The sequence below is a fragment of the Hydrogenophaga intermedia genome, assembly GCF_023715105.1.
Lineage (GTDB): Bacteria > Pseudomonadota > Gammaproteobacteria > Burkholderiales > Burkholderiaceae_C > Hydrogenophaga > Hydrogenophaga intermedia_A.
In genome coordinates, this window is sequence record NZ_JAMBNO010000010.1 from 128482 (window position 1) to 144219 (window position 15738).

14 protein-coding genes and 1 tRNA gene are annotated in these 15738 nt (G+C 67.0%); 3 read left to right on the forward strand and 12 right to left on the reverse strand.

The window, feature by feature from the left end; genetic code table 11:
* Positions 1–72 precede the first annotated feature (72 nt).
* A complete protein-coding gene (mfd, locus tag M3149_RS11275; RefSeq protein ID WP_251709464.1) occupies positions 73–3561 on the forward strand; it encodes a transcription-repair coupling factor in 3489 nt (1162 codons plus the stop codon).
* Complete coding sequence (gene serB / locus M3149_RS11280) at positions 3558–4295, forward strand: phosphoserine phosphatase SerB (protein ID WP_251709466.1); 738 nt, start codon at positions 3558–3560, stop codon at positions 4293–4295. Before mfd ends, serB begins: the two co-directional genes overlap by 4 nt.
* A 55-nt stretch (positions 4296–4350) precedes the next feature.
* Here serB and M3149_RS11285 read toward each other — a convergent pair.
* The 10 genes from M3149_RS11285 to uvrB form a co-directional block, all read right to left on the reverse strand.
* A tRNA-Val gene (locus M3149_RS11285) sits at positions 4351–4425 on the reverse strand.
* A 50-nt stretch (positions 4426–4475) separates the two neighbouring features.
* Positions 4476–5186 carry a DNA polymerase III subunit epsilon gene (dnaQ, locus tag M3149_RS11290; RefSeq protein ID WP_251709468.1) on the reverse strand — a complete coding sequence of 237 codons (711 nt, stop codon included), beginning with the start codon at positions 5184–5186 and terminating at the stop codon, positions 4476–4478.
* Entirely contained in the window at positions 5186–5524 is a 339-nt protein-coding gene (fdx, locus tag M3149_RS11295) for an ISC system 2Fe-2S type ferredoxin (protein WP_251709470.1), read from the reverse strand. The genes dnaQ and fdx overlap by 1 nt, the downstream gene beginning before the upstream one ends.
* Positions 5525–5529: 5 nt before the next feature.
* Positions 5530–7401, reverse strand: coding sequence for a Fe-S protein assembly chaperone HscA (hscA, locus tag M3149_RS11300; protein WP_251709471.1), 1872 nt, complete (start codon positions 7399–7401; stop codon positions 5530–5532).
* Positions 7402–7437: 36 nt separating this feature from the next.
* Positions 7438–7956, reverse strand: a complete 519-nt coding sequence (gene hscB / locus M3149_RS11305; protein ID WP_251709473.1) for a Fe-S protein assembly co-chaperone HscB — start codon at positions 7954–7956, stop codon at positions 7438–7440.
* Positions 7957–8013: 57 nt separating this feature from the next.
* Complete coding sequence (iscA, locus tag M3149_RS11310; RefSeq protein WP_251709475.1) at positions 8014–8337, reverse strand: iron-sulfur cluster assembly protein IscA; 324 nt, start codon at positions 8335–8337, stop codon at positions 8014–8016.
* Positions 8338–8341: 4 nt separating this feature from the next.
* A complete protein-coding gene (gene iscU, locus M3149_RS11315) occupies positions 8342–8728 on the reverse strand; it encodes a Fe-S cluster assembly scaffold IscU (RefSeq protein ID WP_251709477.1) in 387 nt (128 codons plus the stop codon).
* Between the two features lie 17 nt (positions 8729–8745).
* Positions 8746–9963 (reverse strand): IscS subfamily cysteine desulfurase, encoded by a 1218-nt coding sequence (locus M3149_RS11320; protein ID WP_251709478.1) that lies wholly within the window; start codon positions 9961–9963, stop codon positions 8746–8748.
* Between the two features lie 112 nt (positions 9964–10075).
* Positions 10076–10609, reverse strand: a complete 534-nt coding sequence (gene iscR, locus M3149_RS11325; RefSeq protein WP_251709480.1) for a Fe-S cluster assembly transcriptional regulator IscR — start codon at positions 10607–10609, stop codon at positions 10076–10078.
* A 250-nt stretch (positions 10610–10859) separates the two neighbouring features.
* Positions 10860–12956: an excinuclease ABC subunit UvrB gene (uvrB, locus tag M3149_RS11330; RefSeq protein ID WP_251709482.1), complete on the reverse strand. Its 2097-nt coding sequence runs from the start codon at positions 12954–12956 to the stop codon at positions 10860–10862.
* Positions 12957–13007: 51 nt separating this feature from the next.
* Here uvrB and M3149_RS11335 point away from each other — a divergent pair, with 51 nt between their 5' ends.
* Entirely contained in the window at positions 13008–13610 is a 603-nt protein-coding gene (locus tag M3149_RS11335) for a 3'-5' exonuclease (protein WP_251709484.1), read from the forward strand.
* On the opposite strand, the gene M3149_RS11340 is transcribed toward M3149_RS11335, so the two are convergent.
* Positions 13589–14473: an alpha/beta fold hydrolase gene (locus M3149_RS11340; protein WP_251709486.1), complete on the reverse strand. Its 885-nt coding sequence runs from the start codon at positions 14471–14473 to the stop codon at positions 13589–13591. The genes M3149_RS11335 and M3149_RS11340 overlap by 22 nt on opposite strands.
* Complete coding sequence (locus M3149_RS11345) at positions 14470–15672, reverse strand: PLP-dependent aminotransferase family protein (protein WP_251709488.1); 1203 nt, start codon at positions 15670–15672, stop codon at positions 14470–14472. The genes M3149_RS11340 and M3149_RS11345 overlap by 4 nt, the downstream gene beginning before the upstream one ends.
* Between the last annotated feature and the right edge of the window lie 66 nt (positions 15673–15738).

A 15738-nucleotide genomic window follows, 5' to 3' on the forward strand; every position in this document is an offset into this window, starting at 1 on the left:
ACACCCCCGGCTTCAAGCGCCCGGGGGTGTTTGCCATTGGTGCCCCTCAGGTGCCTCATCGGTGCTTTTTCAATGCCCTTTCCCCTGCCTTCTTTGAGCCCCGGCAAGCGCCACACCCTGCCCCAGCCCGTGGGTTCGGCCGATGCACTGTGGCTGGCCCGCCTGGCCGAACGCGAGCTGACCCAGGGCCGCCTGACCGCCATTTTCACGGCCGACGCCAACGACGCGCAGCGCCTCATCGACGAGCTCGCGTTCTTCGCACCGGCCCTGCGCGTGACGTTGTTCCCCGATTGGGAAACGCTGCCCTACGACACCTTCTCGCCGCACCAGGACCTCATCAGCGAGCGGCTGGCCACGCTCTGGCGCATCTCGCAGCGCCAGCACGACGGCGGCGCCGACGTGGTGCTGGTGCCCGCCACCACGGCGCTGTACCGGCTGGCGCCGCCAGCCTTCCTGGCCGGCTACACCTTCCAGTTCAAGGTGAAGCAAAAGCTGGACGAAGCGCGCCTGAAAAGCCAGCTCACGCTCGCGGGCTACAACCACGTGACGCAGGTGGTGAGCCCCGGCGAGTACGCGGTGCGTGGCGGGCTGATCGACCTCTTTCCCATGGGCAGCCCCGTGCCTTACCGCGTGGACCTGTTCGACGACGAGATCGACAGCATCCGCACCTTCGACCCGGACAGCCAGCGCAGCCTCTACCCGGTGAACGAGGTGCGCTTGCTGCCGGGCCGCGAGTTCCCGATGGACGAAGCCGCGCGCGCCAAATTCCGGGCCCGCTGGCGCGAACTGCTCGAAGGCGACCCGACCAAGAGCCGCATCTACAAGGACATGGGCAACGGCGTCGCCACCGCCGGCATCGAGTACTACCTGCCGCTGTTCTTCGACGACACGGCGACGGTCTTCGACTACCTGGGGGGAGCGGCCACCCTGGTGCTGCACGGTGAACTCGAGCCCGCGTTCCAGCGGTTCTGGCAGGACACGCGCGAGCGCCACCGCCTGCTGCAGGGCGACCCGGAACGGCCCGTGCTGCCGCCAGAGGCCTTGTTCCTCAACGCCGAACAGTTCTTCACCGCCGCCAAGGCGCATGTGCAAGTGGTGATGCGCCCGGGCGCCAACGACGTCACCGACAGCGCCTTCGCGCAAAAACTGCCCGATCTGTCCGTCGTGCGCGGCGCCGAAGACCCGCTGGCTCGGCTGCAGGCACACATCCGCGTCACACCCGACCGCGTGCTGCTGCTGGCCGAGAGCGACGGTCGCCGCGAGAGCCTGCTCGATTTCCTGCGCGCCAGCGGCCTGAACCCACCCGCGTTCGACGGCCTGGCCGAGTTCGAACGCAGCGACGAGAAGACCGGCATCGCAACCGCCGCGCTCAACACCGGCTTCGCCTGGGTCGACGGCGGCATCCACTTCGTCACCGAGACCGAACTCTTCGCCGCCGGCCCCACCGCGCGGCGGCGCAAGAAGCAGGAGCAGGTCAGCGACGTCGAAGCGCTCATCAAGGATCTGTCGGAACTCAACGTGGGCGACCCAGTGGTGCACACGCAGCACGGCATCGGCCGCTACCGGGGTCTGGTCAATCTCGACATGGGCGAGAAGAACGCCGACGGCACGCCCGCGCTGCAGGAGTTCCTGCACCTGGAGTACGCCGACAAGGCCGTGCTGTACGTGCCGGTGAGTCAGCTTCAACTGATCGGCCGCTACACCGGCGTGAGTGCCGACGAAGCGCCACTGCACAAGCTGGGCAGCGGCCAGTGGGAAAAGGCCAAACGCAAGGCCGCCGAGCAGGTGCGCGACGCCGCGGCCGAGCTGCTCAACATCTATGCGCGCCGCGCGGCGCGCCAGGGCCACCCGTTCCGCTACTCACCGCAGGACTACGAGGCCTTCGCCAACGATTTCGGCTTCGAGGAAACGGCGGACCAGCGCGCCGCCATCCACGCGGTCATCCAGGACATGATCAGCCCGCGCCCGATGGACCGGCTGGTCTGCGGCGATGTCGGCTTCGGCAAGACCGAGGTGGCCCTGCGCGCGGCCTTCGTGGCCGTCACCGGTGGCAAGCAGGTGGCCTTCCTCGCGCCCACCACGTTGCTGGCCGAGCAGCACTACCAGACGCTGGTCGACCGCTTCGGCAAATGGCCGGTGAAGATCGCCGAGATGAGCCGCTTCCGATCGCAGAAAGAGATCACGGCCGCGTTGAAGGGCATCAGCGACGGCTCGGTGGACATCGTGGTGGGCACGCACAAGCTGCTGAGCGAGAAGACGCAGTTCAAGAACCTGGGGTTGCTCATCATCGACGAGGAACACCGCTTCGGCGTGCGCCACAAGGAGGCTATGAAGGCCTTGCGTGCGGAGGTCGATGTACTCACCCTCACCGCCACGCCGATCCCGCGCACGCTGGGCATGGCGCGCGAAGGCCTGCGCGATCTCTCGGTGATCGCCACCGCGCCGCAGCGGCGCCTCGCCATCAAGACCTTCGTGCGCAACGAAGGCCAGGGCGTGATCCGCGAAGCCGTGTTGCGCGAGTTGAAGCGCGGCGGGCAGGTCTACTTCCTGCACAACGAGGTCGAGACGATCGAGAACCGCAGGAAAAAACTCGAGGAGATCCTGCCCGAGGCGCGCATCGCCATCGCGCACGGCCAGATGCCCGAGCGCGATCTGGAGCGCGTGATGCGCGACTTCGTGGCGCAACGCTTCAACGTGCTGCTGTGCTCCACCATCATCGAGACCGGCATCGACGTGCCGACGGCCAACACCATCGTCATCAGCCGGGCCGACAAGTTCGGGCTGGCGCAGCTGCACCAGCTGCGCGGCCGCGTGGGCCGCAGCCACCACCAGGCCTATGCCTACCTGCTGGTGCCCGAGATCGACGGCCTGACCAAACAGGCCGCACAGCGCCTGGACGCGATCCAGCAGATGGAGGAACTCGGCAGCGGCTTCTACCTGGCCATGCACGACCTGGAGATCCGCGGCGCTGGCGAGGTGCTGGGGGAGAACCAGAGCGGCAACATGCTGGAGGTGGGCTTCCAGCTCTACAACGAGATGCTGTCGGAGGCGGTGAGATCGCTCAAGGCCGGGCGCGAGCCCGACCTGCTGGCGCCCCTCTCCGTGACCACCGACATCAACCTGCGCGCCCCTGCCCTGCTGCCCAACGACTACTGCGGCGACGTGCACCTGCGCCTCTCGTTCTACAAGAAACTCGCCACCGCCAGATCCACCGACCAGGTGGATGCGCTGCTCGAGGAAATCGTGGACCGCTTCGGCAAACTGCCGCCGCAGGCGCAGACGCTGGTCGACGTGCACCGCCTGCGCGTGCTCTCGCAACCCTATGGCGTGGTCAAGGTCGACGCCGCGCCCGGCGTCACCACCATCACCTTCAAGCCGAACCCGCCCATCGAGCCGATGCGCATCATCGAGCTGATCCAGAAGCACAAGCACATCAAGCTCGCGGGCAACGAGAAGCTGCGCATCGAACGCGCGCTGCCCGAGGTGAAAGACCGCGTACAGCTCGTGCGCGACGTGCTGCGCTCGCTCGGCCAACCGATCAAACCCACCGAAACCGCATGACCACCGCCCAGAACACCGCCCGGACCATCGCCCCCGGCCTCACCACGCGCGGCTTCACGCCGCCCCTCAAGCTGCGCGACTTCAAGCTCATCGCCTTCGACATGGACTCCACGCTGATCAGCATCGAGTGCGTGGACGAGATCGCCGACGCCGTCGGCAAGAAGGAAGAGGTGGCTGCCATCACCGAAGCCGCCATGCGCGGTGAGATCGCCGACTACAAGGAAAGCCTGCGTCAGCGCGTGGCCCTGCTCAAAGGCGTGACCGTGGCCGACATGGAGCGCGTCTACGTCGAGCGCCTGCGTATCAACCCCGGCGCGGCGGAACTCATCAACGCCTGCAAGGCCGCCGGGTTGAAGGTGCTTCTGGTTTCGGGCGGTTTCACCTTCTTCGCCCACCGCGTGCGCGACACCCTCGGCATCGACTTCGTGCGCGCCAACGTGCTTGAAGTGGCCAGCGGCCCGAACTGCGGCGAACTCACCGGTCGCCTGGTGAACCAGCCCTGGGGCGACATCTGTGACGGCGTGGAAAAGCGCCGGACCTTGCTCGAAGTGGCTTCGCTGCTGGGCGCCGAACCGCACGAGTGCATTGCCATGGGCGACGGTGCCAACGACCTGCCCATGATGCGCGAGGCCGGCCTGTCGGTGGCCTACCACGCCAAGCCGGCGGTGCGCGAGCAGGCCATGGTGTCGATCGAGACCGGCGGGCTGGACCGCTTGTTGGAGGTGCTGCGCTGAATCGGGCGCCGCGCAATGAAAAAGGCCTGCACCGGGGTGCAGGCCTTTCAGGTTCTGGTGGGCGGTGCAGGGTTCGAACCTGCGACCCCTGCCGTGTGAAGGCAGTGCTCTACCACTGAGCTAACCGCCCGAACGGCGCTGGGTCAGCGCCGTCGGAAGCCTCGCATTATAGCCAGGTTTTCAGGCGTTTTCGACCAGGCGCCACACCGTCTTGCCCTTGCTCGATTTGTCGAGTTCGGCGAGCACGGTCTCGTGGGCCTGCGCCTCTTGTTCGTTGGCGCGCAGCACAGGCAGCTCGAAGCGGCGCAGGTCAACCACCTCCAGCGCCCCGCCCTCGCCGCCCGCCATGTCGGCGATGTCGATGAGCAGCGCGTCCTGCCCGCGCGTCATGTTGATGTAGACGTCGGCCAGCAGCTCGGCATCAAGGAGCGCGCCGTGCAGCGTGCGGCCCGAGTTGTCCACGCCCAGACGGTCGCACAGCGCGTCCAGGCCGTTGCGCTTGCCGGGGTACATCTCCTTGGCCATCACCAGCGTGTCGAGCACGTTGGCCACGATCTGCGTCACCGGCGGCAGGCCGAGGCGGCGGAACTCCATGTTCAGGAAGGCCACGTCGAACGGCGCGTTGTGGATGATGACCTCGGCGTCGCGCAGGTATTCGACGAGTTCCTCGGCGATGGCCGCGAACTTCGGCTTGTCGCGCAGGAACTCGTTGCTGATGCCGTGCACCTTGAGCGCGTCCTCGTGGCTGTCGCGCTCGGGGTTGATGTAGTGGTGCAGGTTGTTGCCGGTGAACTTGCGGTTGAGCAGTTCCACGCAGCCGATCTCGATGATGCGGTCGCCGTTCTCGGCGGAAAGACCGGTGGTTTCAGTGTCGAGAATGATCTGGCGCATCAGTGGTTCTCTTTGGCGTGGTTGATCGTGTACTTGGGAATCTCGATCGTCACGTCCTGCTGCGCGAGGATGGCCTGGCAACTCAGGCGCGACTGCGGCTCCAGGCCCCAGGCGCGGTCGAGCAGGTCCTCTTCTTCTTCCTCGGGCGCATTCAGGCTGTTGTAGCCCTCGCGCACGATCACGTGGCAGGTGGTGCAGGCGCAACTCATGTCGCAGGCGTGCTCGATGTTGACCTGGTTCTCGAGCAGGGCCTCGCAGATGGAGGTGCCGGCGGGCGCCGTGATGGTCTTGCCTTCGGGGGCGTACTCGGCGTGCGGCAGGATCTTGATGATGGGCATGGGGTTCAGACTTCTTCGAGTTTCTTGCCGGCCAGGGCCTGCTGGATACCGCGGTTCATGCGCTCTGCGGCAAAGTTCTCGGTGCCCTTGGCCAGGGCTTCGCTGGCAGCTTCGATGGCCGCCGCGTCGTCGCCGGTGGCGGCCGTGCGCAGCGCGGCCATGAGGGTATCGATCGTGGCGCGCTCGTCGGCGGTCAGCAGGTCGCCGTCGGCCGCCAGCGCTGAGTTCGTGGCGAGCAGCAACCGGTCGGCATCGACGCGCGCCTCCACCAGCGCACGCGCCTGCATGTCCTGCTGGGCGGTGGCGAAGCTGTCCTTCAGCATGGCGGCGATCTGCTCGTCGCTCAGGCCGTAGGCGGGTTTCACATCAATGCTGGCCTCGACGCCCGAGGTGAGCTCCTTCGCGCCCACGGACAGCAGGCCGTCGGCGTCGACGGTAAAGGTGACGCGGATGCGCGCCGCACCCGCCGCCATGGGCGGGATGCCGCGCAGCGTGAAGCGCGCCAGGCTGCGGCAATCGGCCACCAGGTCACGCTCGCCCTGCACCACGTGAAGGGCGAGCGCGGTCTGGCCGTCCTGGTAGGTGGTGAAGTCCTGCCCGCGCGCGGTGGGAATGCTGCTGTTGCGCGGCACGATGCGCTCGACCAGGCCGCCCATGGTCTCGATGCCGAGCGAGAGCGGAATCACGTCGAGCAGCAGCAACTCGCCGTCGCGGTTGTTGCCCGCCAGCGCGTTGGCCTGGATGGCCGCACCCAGCGCCACCACCTCGTCGGGGTTGAGGTTGATCAGCGGTTCGGTACCGAAGAAATCGCCGGCGGCGCGGCGGATCACGGGCATACGCGTGGAGCCGCCCACCATCACCACGCCCTTCACTTCATCCTTGGTGACGCCAGCGTCGCGCAGCACCTTGCGCACCGCCGTCATCGTCCGCGCGGTGAGCGCAGCGGTGCAGGCCTCGAAGTCGGCGCGCGACAGCGTGAGTTCGATGGCATGGCCGGCCACCCGGGCGGCAAAGACGGCACGGTCCGCGTCGGTCAAGGCCTCCTTCACCCGGCGCGCTTCCTTGTGCAGGCGCGCGCGGTCGCTGGCGTCCAGCGGTTGTTGCAGGCCGCGCTGCTGCAGCACCCACGCGGCCAGCGCCTGGTCGTAGTCGTCACCGCCCAGGGCGGAATCGCCGCCCGTGGCCAGCACCTCGAACACGCCCTGCGTGAGGCGCAGGATGGAGATGTCGAAGGTCCCACCGCCAAGGTCGTACACCGCATAGACGCCTTCGCTGCCGTTGTCCAGGCCATAGGCGATGGCGGCGGCGGTGGGCTCGTTGATCAGGCGCAGCACGTTGATGCCGGCCAGCTGTGCGGCGTCCTTGGTGGCCTGGCGCTGCGCGTCGTCGAAGTAGGCCGGTACGGTGATGACGGCGCCGAAGAGCTCGTCGTCGAAGCTGTCCTCGGCGCGAAAGCGCAGCGTCGCCAGGATTTCGGCGCTCACCTCCATCGGCGTCTTGCGGCCGGCCACGGTGTCGACCACCGCCATGCCGTTGTCGTCCACCACGCTGTAGCTGAGCTTGTCGACATCGGCGACCTGATCGCGTCGGCGCCCCATGAGGCGCTTGACCGAGCTCACGGTGTTGGCCGGGTCGTCCACCTGGGCCGTGAGCGCGTCCCAGCCGATCTGGCGGCCACTGCCGCCCTGGGCAGCATCGAGATAGCGCACCACGCTGGGCAGGATCACGCGGCCTTGCTCGTCGGGCAGGCACTCGGCCACGCCATGGCGCACCGCGGCCACCAGCGAGTGCGTGGTGCCCAGGTCGATGCCCACCGCCACGCGGCGCTGGTGCGGGTCAAGGGACTGGCCGGGTTCGGAAATCTGCAGGAGCGCCATCGGATCGTTCTTCTGTCGTGCGGAAGCGGAAAACGCCTATTGTCCCAGTTGATCGAGGCGCCCCTCCACATCGCGCGCAAAGCGCTCAATGAACATGAGGGCTCTGACCTGGCGCGCCGCCGCGGCCGCATCGCCCTGCTCGTCCAGCGCGGCCTGCAGCGCGGCGATGCGCTCACGCCGGGCCTGCAACACTTCGTCGGCCATGCGCTCCAGGGCTTCGGCCCCTTCGGCCTCGTCCAGGTCCTCGCGCCACTGCATCTGCTGCATCAGGAAATCGGAGGGCATGGCCGTGTTGTTCTCGGCCTCGATGGGCGCGCCACGCAACTCGCACAGGTAGGCCGCGCGCTTGATCGGGTCCTTCAGGCGCTGGTAGGCCTCGTTGATGCGCACCGACCATTGCATGGCCAGCCGCTGCGACGCCGCGTCGGCGCTGGCAAAACGGTCCGGGTGGGCCTGGCGCTGCAGGTCCTTCCAGCGCGCATCCAGCTCAACGCGTTCCAGCGAAAAGCGCTCGGGCAGGCCGAAGATCTGGAAGTCGTTCGATTGCAGGTTCATGGAAAAAGAAAAACCGCCGAGGCGGTACGCCGGGCGGTTGTCGGGGTGAGATGGCGCTCAGATGCGAAAGCTCTCGCCACAGCCACAGCGATCGCGCTCGTTGGGGTTGTTGAACCTGAAGCCCTCGTTGAGGCCCTCGCGCACAAAGTCGAGCTGTGTGCCGTCGATGTAGGCCAGGCTCTTGGGGTCGACCAGCACCTTCACGCCGTTGTCCTCGAACACCACGTCCTCGGGCGCAATCTCGTCGGCGTACTCGAGCTTGTAGGCCAGGCCCGAGCAACCGGTGGTCTTGACGCCCAGGCGAACGCCCACGCCCTTGCCGCGCTTGGCGATGTAGCGCGTGACGTGACGGGCTGCGGCCTCCGAAATCGTGACAGCCATGGGGTCAGTTCGCGTGCTTTTTGCGGTAGTCATCCACCGCGGCCTTGATGGCATCCTCGGCGAGGATCGAGCAATGGATCTTTACCGGCGGCAGTGCCAGCTCTTCGGCGATCTGGCTGTTCTTGAGCGAGGCCGCCTCGTCAAGCGTCTTGCCCTTGACCCACTCGGTCACGAGCGAGCTCGACGCGATGGCCGAGCCGCAGCCGTAGGTCTTGAAGCGCGCGTCTTCGATCACACCGGTGCTGGGGTTCACCTTGATCTGCAGCTTCATCACGTCGCCGCAAGCGGGCGCGCCCACCATGCCGGTACCCACCGTGTCATCCCCCTTGTCGAAGGAGCCGACGTTGCGGGGGTTCTCGTAGTGGTCAACGACTTTTTCGGAATAGGCCATGGTTGTTCTCCTTCAGATCAGTGGGCTGCCCACTGGATGGTCGACAGGTCGATGCCATCCTTGAACATTTCCCACAGGGGTGAAAGTTCACGCAGCTTGGCGACGTTTTCCTTGATCGTCGCGATCGCGTAGTCGATTTCTTCTTCGGTCGTCCAGCGGCCGATGGTCATGCGCAGGCTGCTGTGGGCCAGTTCGTCGCTGCGGCCCAGGGCACGCAGCACATAGCTGGGCTCCAGGCTGGCCGAGGTGCAGGCCGAACCCGAGGACACCGCGATGCCCTTGATGCCCATGATCAGCGACTCGCCCTCGACGTAGTTGAAGCTCATGTTCAGGTTGTGCGGCACGCGCTGCGTCTCGTGGCCGTTGATGAACACCTCCTCGATGTCCTTCAGGCCGTTGAGCAGGCGATCGTGCAGGGCCCGGATGCGCAGGTTCTCCTCGTGCATCTCGGCCTTGGCGATGCGATAGGCCTCGCCCATGCCCACGATCTGGTGCGTGGGCAAGGTGCCCGAGCGCATGCCGCGCTCGTGGCCGCCACCGTGCATCTGCGCCTCGATGCGCACGCGCGGCTTGCGGCGCACGAACAGCGCGCCGATGCCTTTGGGCCCGTAGGTCTTGTGGCTGGTCAGGCTCATGAGGTCGACCGGCAGCGTCTGCAGGTCGATGTCGACACGGCCGGTGGCCTGCGCCGCGTCGACGTGGAAGATCACGCCCTTTTCGCGGCAGATGGCGCCCAGGGCCGCGATGTCCTGGATGACGCCGATCTCGTTGTTGACGAACATGACCGAGGCCAGGATGGTGTCGGGGCGGATCGCGGCCTTGAACACATCCAGGTCGACCAGACCATCGGCCTGCACGTCAAGGTAGGTGACTTCGAACCCCTGGCGCTCGAGTTCGCGCATGGTGTCGAGCACGGCCTTGTGTTCCGTCTTGACGGTGATGAGGTGCTTGCCCTTGCCCTTGTAGAAGTGCGCCGCGCCCTTGAGCGCGAGGTTGTTCGACTCGGTGGCACCGCTGGTCCAGACGATCTCGCGCGGATCGGCGTTGATGAGCGCTGCCACCTGTTCGCGCGCGGTCTCCACGGCCTTCTCGGCCTCCCAGCCCCAGGCATGGCTGCGCGACGCGGGGTTGCCGAAGTGCTCGCGCAGCCAGGGAACCATGGCATCCACCACCCGCGGATCGCACGGGTTGGTGGCGCTGTAGTCCATGTAGATGGGGAAGTGGGGAGTGCTCATGGGGTCGTTCTTTTGTGAATTCACTCGATGATGGGGGCGCCATTTGACGCGAGCGTCGAAGTCCCTGGCGGTGCCATGGGCGGCAGGCACGTGGCCTGGCGCGCCCGGCGGCTTACTTGGACAGCGCGCCTCCCAGGGCAAAGACCGAGTTCGGCGCGTTCACGCGGATCGGCTTGACCACCGGCTGGCTGGAGATCGCCCGCTTGATCAGCGGCGCGTTTTCCACCACCACGCCCTTGGCAAGCTGCTGGTCCACCAGCGATTGCAGGGTCACGGAGTCGAGAAAATCGACCATCCTGGCGTTGAGCTGGGCCCACAGCTCGTGGGTCATGCAGCGTTGGCCGTCGCCCATGCAGTTTTCCTTGCCGCCACATTGGGTGGCGTCGATGGGCTCGTCCACCGAGACGATGATGTCGGCCACGGTGATCTCGGCCGCCTTGCGGCCCAGCGTGTAGCCGCCGCCGGGGCCACGGGTGGACTCCACCAGCTCGTGCCGGCGCAGCTTGCCGAACAGCTGCTCCAGGTAGGACAGAGAAATCTGTTGCCGCTGGCTGATGGCCGCCAGGGTGACGGGACCGTTGTTCTGGCGCAGGGCCAGGTCGATCATGGCGGTGACCGCAAAGCGGCCTTTGGTCGTGAGGCGCATCGCAAGCTCCTGAAAAGTTGGCTTGACCGTCGTGGTTCGGCTCGCCGGCCCCTGCCGTTCGAACCCCTTGTCCACCCGCCCCAACCCCTGAGAGGGGTCTCCTTCTTCGCAGGTTCCCGACTGTTTTCGTCGAGTATATCTCAAAAGCTGACTGTTTCGGTCGGCATTGTACTGCCCCGGGGGGTATCCATCCGGCGAAACGCTTTGAGCTTGGCTATCGCATCGATAGATGCCGGCGCCGACCGAAGGTTCAGGCGACCTGGTCGTGGCCGTCGGCGCCGAACACGCGGGCCTTGAGCCTGGCCAGTTGGTCGCGCATGTGGGCCGCCTTCTCGAACTCGAGGTTGCGCGCGTGCTCCAGCATCTGCTTTTCCAGCCGCTTGATCTCGCGCGCCACGTCTTTCTCGCTCATCTCGTCGAGTTCGGCCCGGGCGGCGCTCTCGGCGGCCAGGCGATCGGCCTCCTTGCCCGCCTTTTCGCTGTACACGCCGTCGATCAGGTCCTTGATGCGCTTGTTCACGCTGCGAGGCTCGATGCCGTGCGCCGCGTTGTGCGCGATCTGCTTGGCGCGGCGCCGCTCGGTCTCGCCGATCGATGCCTTCATCGAGTCGGTGATCTGGTCCGCGTACAGGATGGCCTTGCCGTTGAGGTTGCGGGCCGCTCGGCCGATGGTCTGGATCAGGCTGCGCTCGGAGCGCAGGAAGCCCTCCTTGTCGGCGTCCAGAATGGCCACCAGCGACACCTCGGGGATGTCCAGCCCCTCGCGCAGCAGGTTGATGCCGACCAGCACGTCGAAGGTGCCCAGGCGCAGGTCGCGCAGGATCTCCACCCGCTCGACGGTGTCGATGTCGCTGTGCAGGTAGCGCACCTTCACGCCGTTCTCGTTCAGATAGTCGGTGAGCTGCTCGGCCATGCGTTTGGTCAGCGTGGTGATGAGCACGCGCTCGTTCTTCTCGACGCGCGCACGGATCTCCTGCAGCACGTCGTCGACCTGGTGCGTGGCGGGGCGAACTTCCAGCTCGGGGTCGACCAGCCCGGTGGGCCGCACGAGCTGTTCCACCACCTTGCCCGCGTGCCGCTTCTCGTAGTCGGCCGGGGTGGCCGAAACGAACACCACCTGGCGCATGCGCTGCTCGAACTCCTCGAACTTGAGCGGGCGGTTGTCCAGCGCGCTGGGCAGGCGAAAGCCGTATTCCACCAGGGTGGTCTTGCGGGCGCGGTCGCCGTTGTACATGCCTCCCAGCTGGCCGATCAGCACGTGGCTTTCGTCCAGGAACATCAGCGCGTCACGCGGCAGGTAGTCCGTCAGCGTGGACGGCGGGTCGCCCGGGCGCGCCTGCGACAGGTGGCGGGTGTAGTTCTCGATGCCCTTGCAGTGCCCGACCTCGCTGAGCATTTCCAGGTCGAAGCGGGTGCGCTGCTCCAGCCGCTGCGCCTCCACCAGCTTGCCCATGCCCACGAGCTCCTTCAGGCGCTGGTCGAGTTCGAGCTTGATCGACTCCACCGCCTGCAGCACCTGCTCGCGCGGTGTGACGTAGTGGCTGCTGGGGAACACGGTGAAGCGCGGAATCTTCTGGCGCACCTTGCCGGTGAGCGGGTCGAAGAGTTGCAGGCTCTCGATCTCGTCGTCGAACAGCTCGATGCGGATCGCCATCTCCGAGTGCTCGGCTGGAAACACGTCGATGGTGTCGCCGCGCACGCGGAACTTGCCGCGGCCGAAGTCCATTTCGTTGCGCGTGTATTGCATGCGCACCAGCTGCGCGATGACATCGCGCTGGCCGACCTTGTCGCCCACTCGCAGCGTCATCACCATCTGGTGGTAACTCTCGGGCTTGCCGATGCCGTAGATGGCCGAGACGGTGGCCACGATCAGCACGTCGCGCCGCTCCAGGATGCTCTTGGTGCACGACAGCCGCATCTGCTCGATGTGCTCGTTGATCGCGCTGTCCTTCTCGATGAACAGGTCGCGCTGCGGCACATAGGCCTCGGGCTGGTAGTAGTCGTAGTAGCTGACGAAGTACTCGACCGCGTTCTTGGGGAAGAACTCGCGAAACTCGCTGTAAAGCTGGGCCGCCAGCGTCTTGTTGGGCGCGAACACGATGGCCGGGCGCCCCACGCGCGCGATCACGTTGGCCATGGTGAAGGTCTTGCCCGAGCCGGTCACGCCCAGCAGGGTCTGGAACACCTCGCCGTCGTTCAGGCCCTCGACCAGTTGCGCGATGGCCTCGGGCTGGTCGCCGGCGGGCGGGTACGGCAGGAAAAGCTCGAAGGGCGAGCCGGGAAACCGCACGAACTCCCCTTCGGCGGGTTTCTCGGGCGTGACGTCTTGCAGCAAGGGCGTGGGCATCGCCGGATTGTGCCGGTTGCGCCCTGCCCCTGGCGGGTATGCTGCCAACCCATGACGCCGCGCGAGACCCAGCCCACCCCCAGCAAGGAGGCCATCGACGCCCTGCCGCCCTTCCCCCTGCTCGGGCTGGACCGCATCACCCTGGTGCACACCGGGCCGCAAGCCGTGGAGGCCGCGGCGCAGCTGCAGGACCACGCCGTCTGGGGCTTCGACACCGAGTCGCGCCCCACCTTCCTGAAAGAGCAGGTGTCCGACGGCCCGCACGTCGTGCAACTGGCCACCGAATCCCGTGCCTGGGTGTTCCTGCTGCACGAAGCGGGCTGCCGCACGCGCGTGGCCGAGCTGCTGGCCCAACCCGCCCACCGCAAGGCCGGCTTCGGCCTGCGCGACGACACGCTGCGCATCCGCGCCAAGCTGGGCGTCGAGCCCGAGGCCGTGCTGGAACTCAACACCGTGTTTCGCGAGCGCGGCTACCGCAAGGACATGGGCGTGAAGGCCGCTGTGGCGGTGCTGTTCGGGCAGCGCTTTGCCAAAAGCAAAAAGGCCGCCACCAGCAACTGGTCGGCCCGCACGCTGAGCGAGTCGCAGATCCTCTACGCGGCCAACGACGCCTGGGCCGCGCGCCGGGTGGCTCAGGCCTTGGGCCTGGGCTGAGCGGGCCCCAGCAGCCAGTCCTTCAGGATGGCGTTGAACTCGGCCGGCTTCTGGCGCATGACCCAGTGGCCGGTGTCCAGCGAGTGCGCCGCGCAGCCCGTGGTGCGGTTGAGCTGGCGCACCCAGCGGCTGGTGTGGAACATGAAGGGCTTGCGTCGGCCATAGACGTACAGACCGGGCAGTTTCTCGCCGATGAGCTTGTCCACCGACGCCATTCGGCCGAGGCCACCGAACACCCCGAACCAGCCCATGGCGTAGGGGTAGTTCATCTCCCAGCCGATGAGTTGCGGGTCATTGCGGCAGCCGATCTGGCGCGCCATCCAGCGCGTCATGCGGTTGGCCAGGCCGGGCAGGTGTTCCCCCAACTGCCAGGCGACGGCGAGCCAGAGCTGGTAGCCGGCGATCATGAGCTTCTCGCGCCAACCCAGGCCCTGGCGGTACTCGGTGGCGTTGTGGTCGCCGATGTCGACCGCCACGATGCGCTCGATGCGCTCGCGGTTTCGCGCCGCGAACTCGTAGCCGAAGACGCAACCCCAGTCGTGCAGCACCAGCGTCACGGGCGCGTCCGGGCTCACGGCATCGACGACGCGTCGCAACAGCGCGCAGAGGTCGTCCACCGACATCGGCCGCGGGCCCTTGGCAAGGTCGAAGCCCGGCAGGTGAAATCGCACGCAGCGAAAGTGCTCGGCCAGCGAGGCCACCGTGGCGTCCCACAGGGCCGGCGTGTCGGGCCAGCCATGCACCATCACCAGGGTCTGGGCGCCGTGCCCGTCGATGAAGACGTCGACGTCGTCGATCACCAGCTCGGGCGCCGGCCCGGGCACGGTGTCTTCGTCGCCGTCGGCCGGCGCCTGCGAGCTCACAATGCGCGCCCCAACCGGGCAATGCCCTCTTCGATCTTGTCGATCGGCGCGGTGGCAAAGCTCAGCCGCAGCGTGGCGTGCACCGGGTTCGTGGCGAAGAACGGCGCGCCGGGCACGAACGCCACGCCCTGCTCGATGGCCTTCTTCGCGAAGGCGGCGCCGTCGGCCAACTTGCCGTCGGCGCCGGTGAGGCGTGCCCAGACGAACAGGCCGCCTTGCGGCTCCACGAAATCAATCGCATCGCCGAGTTCGCGGCGCAGCGCGGTCGTCATGGCGCTGGCCCGCTCGGCGTACACCTTGCGCACGCGCGCCAGCGTTGCCGGCATGCGCCCGGCCTTGAGGTACTGGGCCGCCGTGGCCTGGGCAAAGGTGCTGGTGTGCGCATCGCTGAACTGCTTGCACATGGTGGCCTTGGCCAGCAGCTCGGCCGGCGCCACCATCCAGCCCACGCGCAGGCCCGGGCTGAGCACCTTGCTCAGCGAGCCGCAGTGCACAAGCCGATCGCGCGCGCCCGCCACGGTGTCGGCCAACGCCAGCAGGCTGGGCGGCGGCGCGTCACCGAAATACAGGTCGCCGTACGGATCGTCCTCGACGATCAGCGTGTCGTGCTTGACCGCCATCTGAAGGATGGCCTGGCGCCGCGCCAGCGAGGTGAGCGCGCCGCTGGGGTTGCCGAAGGTGGGGATGAGGTAGACGAACTTCGGCTTGTGCTGGGCAATGAGCTTCTCGAGCTCGTCGGTCTTCGCGCCCTGCCCGTCCACCGGCACGGTGATGAGCTCGGCGCCATAGAGGCGGAAGCACTGGATGGTGGCGAGGAAGGTCGGGCCTTCGACGATCACCTTGTCGCCCGGGGAGATCAGCGTCTTGCCCAGCAGGTCCAGCGCCTGCTGGCTGCCGGTGGTGACGATGAGGTCCTGCGCGCCCACGCCGCGCACGCCCTTGCTGGCCATGAAGCCGGCGAGTTGCTCGCGCAAGGGCCCGTGGCCCTCGGTGGCGCCGTATTGCAGCGTGGCACCGGGCTCCTCGGTGAGGGCGGCATTCACTGCCTCGCGGATGCCATCGACATCGAACAGCGCGCTGTCCGGGAAACCACCGGCAAAGCTGATGATGCCGGGCTTGCCCAGCAGCTTGAAGAGCTCGCGGATGGCGGAGGTTTCGACGTTGTTCAGGCGGTCGGCGAAAGGCGTGGTGAAAGGCATGAGGCGTTCGGGGCAGATGCAGGGAAAAGCCGCATTGTCACCAAAGCCGATGCCACTTGCGCAGCC

Bases quoted from the DNA above. Each gene is read 5' to 3' on its own strand.
- mfd (WP_251709464.1), top strand. From the start codon at position 73: ATGCCCTTTCCCCTGCCTTCTTTGAGCCCCGGCAAGCGCCACACCCTG.
- serB (WP_251709466.1), top strand. From the start codon at position 3,558: ATGACCACCGCCCAGAACACCGCCCGGACCATCGCCCCCGGCCTCACC.
- dnaQ (WP_251709468.1), bottom strand. From the start codon at position 5,186: ATGCGCCAGATCATTCTCGACACTGAAACCACCGGTCTTTCCGCCGAG.
- fdx (WP_251709470.1), bottom strand. From the start codon at position 5,524: ATGCCCATCATCAAGATCCTGCCGCACGCCGAGTACGCCCCCGAAGGC.
- hscA (WP_251709471.1), bottom strand. From the start codon at position 7,401: ATGGCGCTCCTGCAGATTTCCGAACCCGGCCAGTCCCTTGACCCGCAC.
- hscB (WP_251709473.1), bottom strand. From the start codon at position 7,956: ATGAACCTGCAATCGAACGACTTCCAGATCTTCGGCCTGCCCGAGCGC.
- iscA (WP_251709475.1), bottom strand. From the start codon at position 8,337: ATGGCTGTCACGATTTCGGAGGCCGCAGCCCGTCACGTCACGCGCTAC.
- iscU (WP_251709477.1), bottom strand. From the start codon at position 8,728: ATGGCCTATTCCGAAAAAGTCGTTGACCACTACGAGAACCCCCGCAAC.
- M3149_RS11320 (WP_251709478.1), bottom strand. From the start codon at position 9,963: ATGAGCACTCCCCACTTCCCCATCTACATGGACTACAGCGCCACCAAC.
- iscR (WP_251709480.1), bottom strand. From the start codon at position 10,609: ATGCGCCTCACGACCAAAGGCCGCTTTGCGGTCACCGCCATGATCGAC.
- uvrB (WP_251709482.1), bottom strand. From the start codon at position 12,956: ATGCCCACGCCCTTGCTGCAAGACGTCACGCCCGAGAAACCCGCCGAA.
- M3149_RS11335 (WP_251709484.1), top strand. From the start codon at position 13,008: ATGACGCCGCGCGAGACCCAGCCCACCCCCAGCAAGGAGGCCATCGAC.
- M3149_RS11345 (WP_251709488.1), bottom strand. From the start codon at position 15,672: ATGCCTTTCACCACGCCTTTCGCCGACCGCCTGAACAACGTCGAAACC.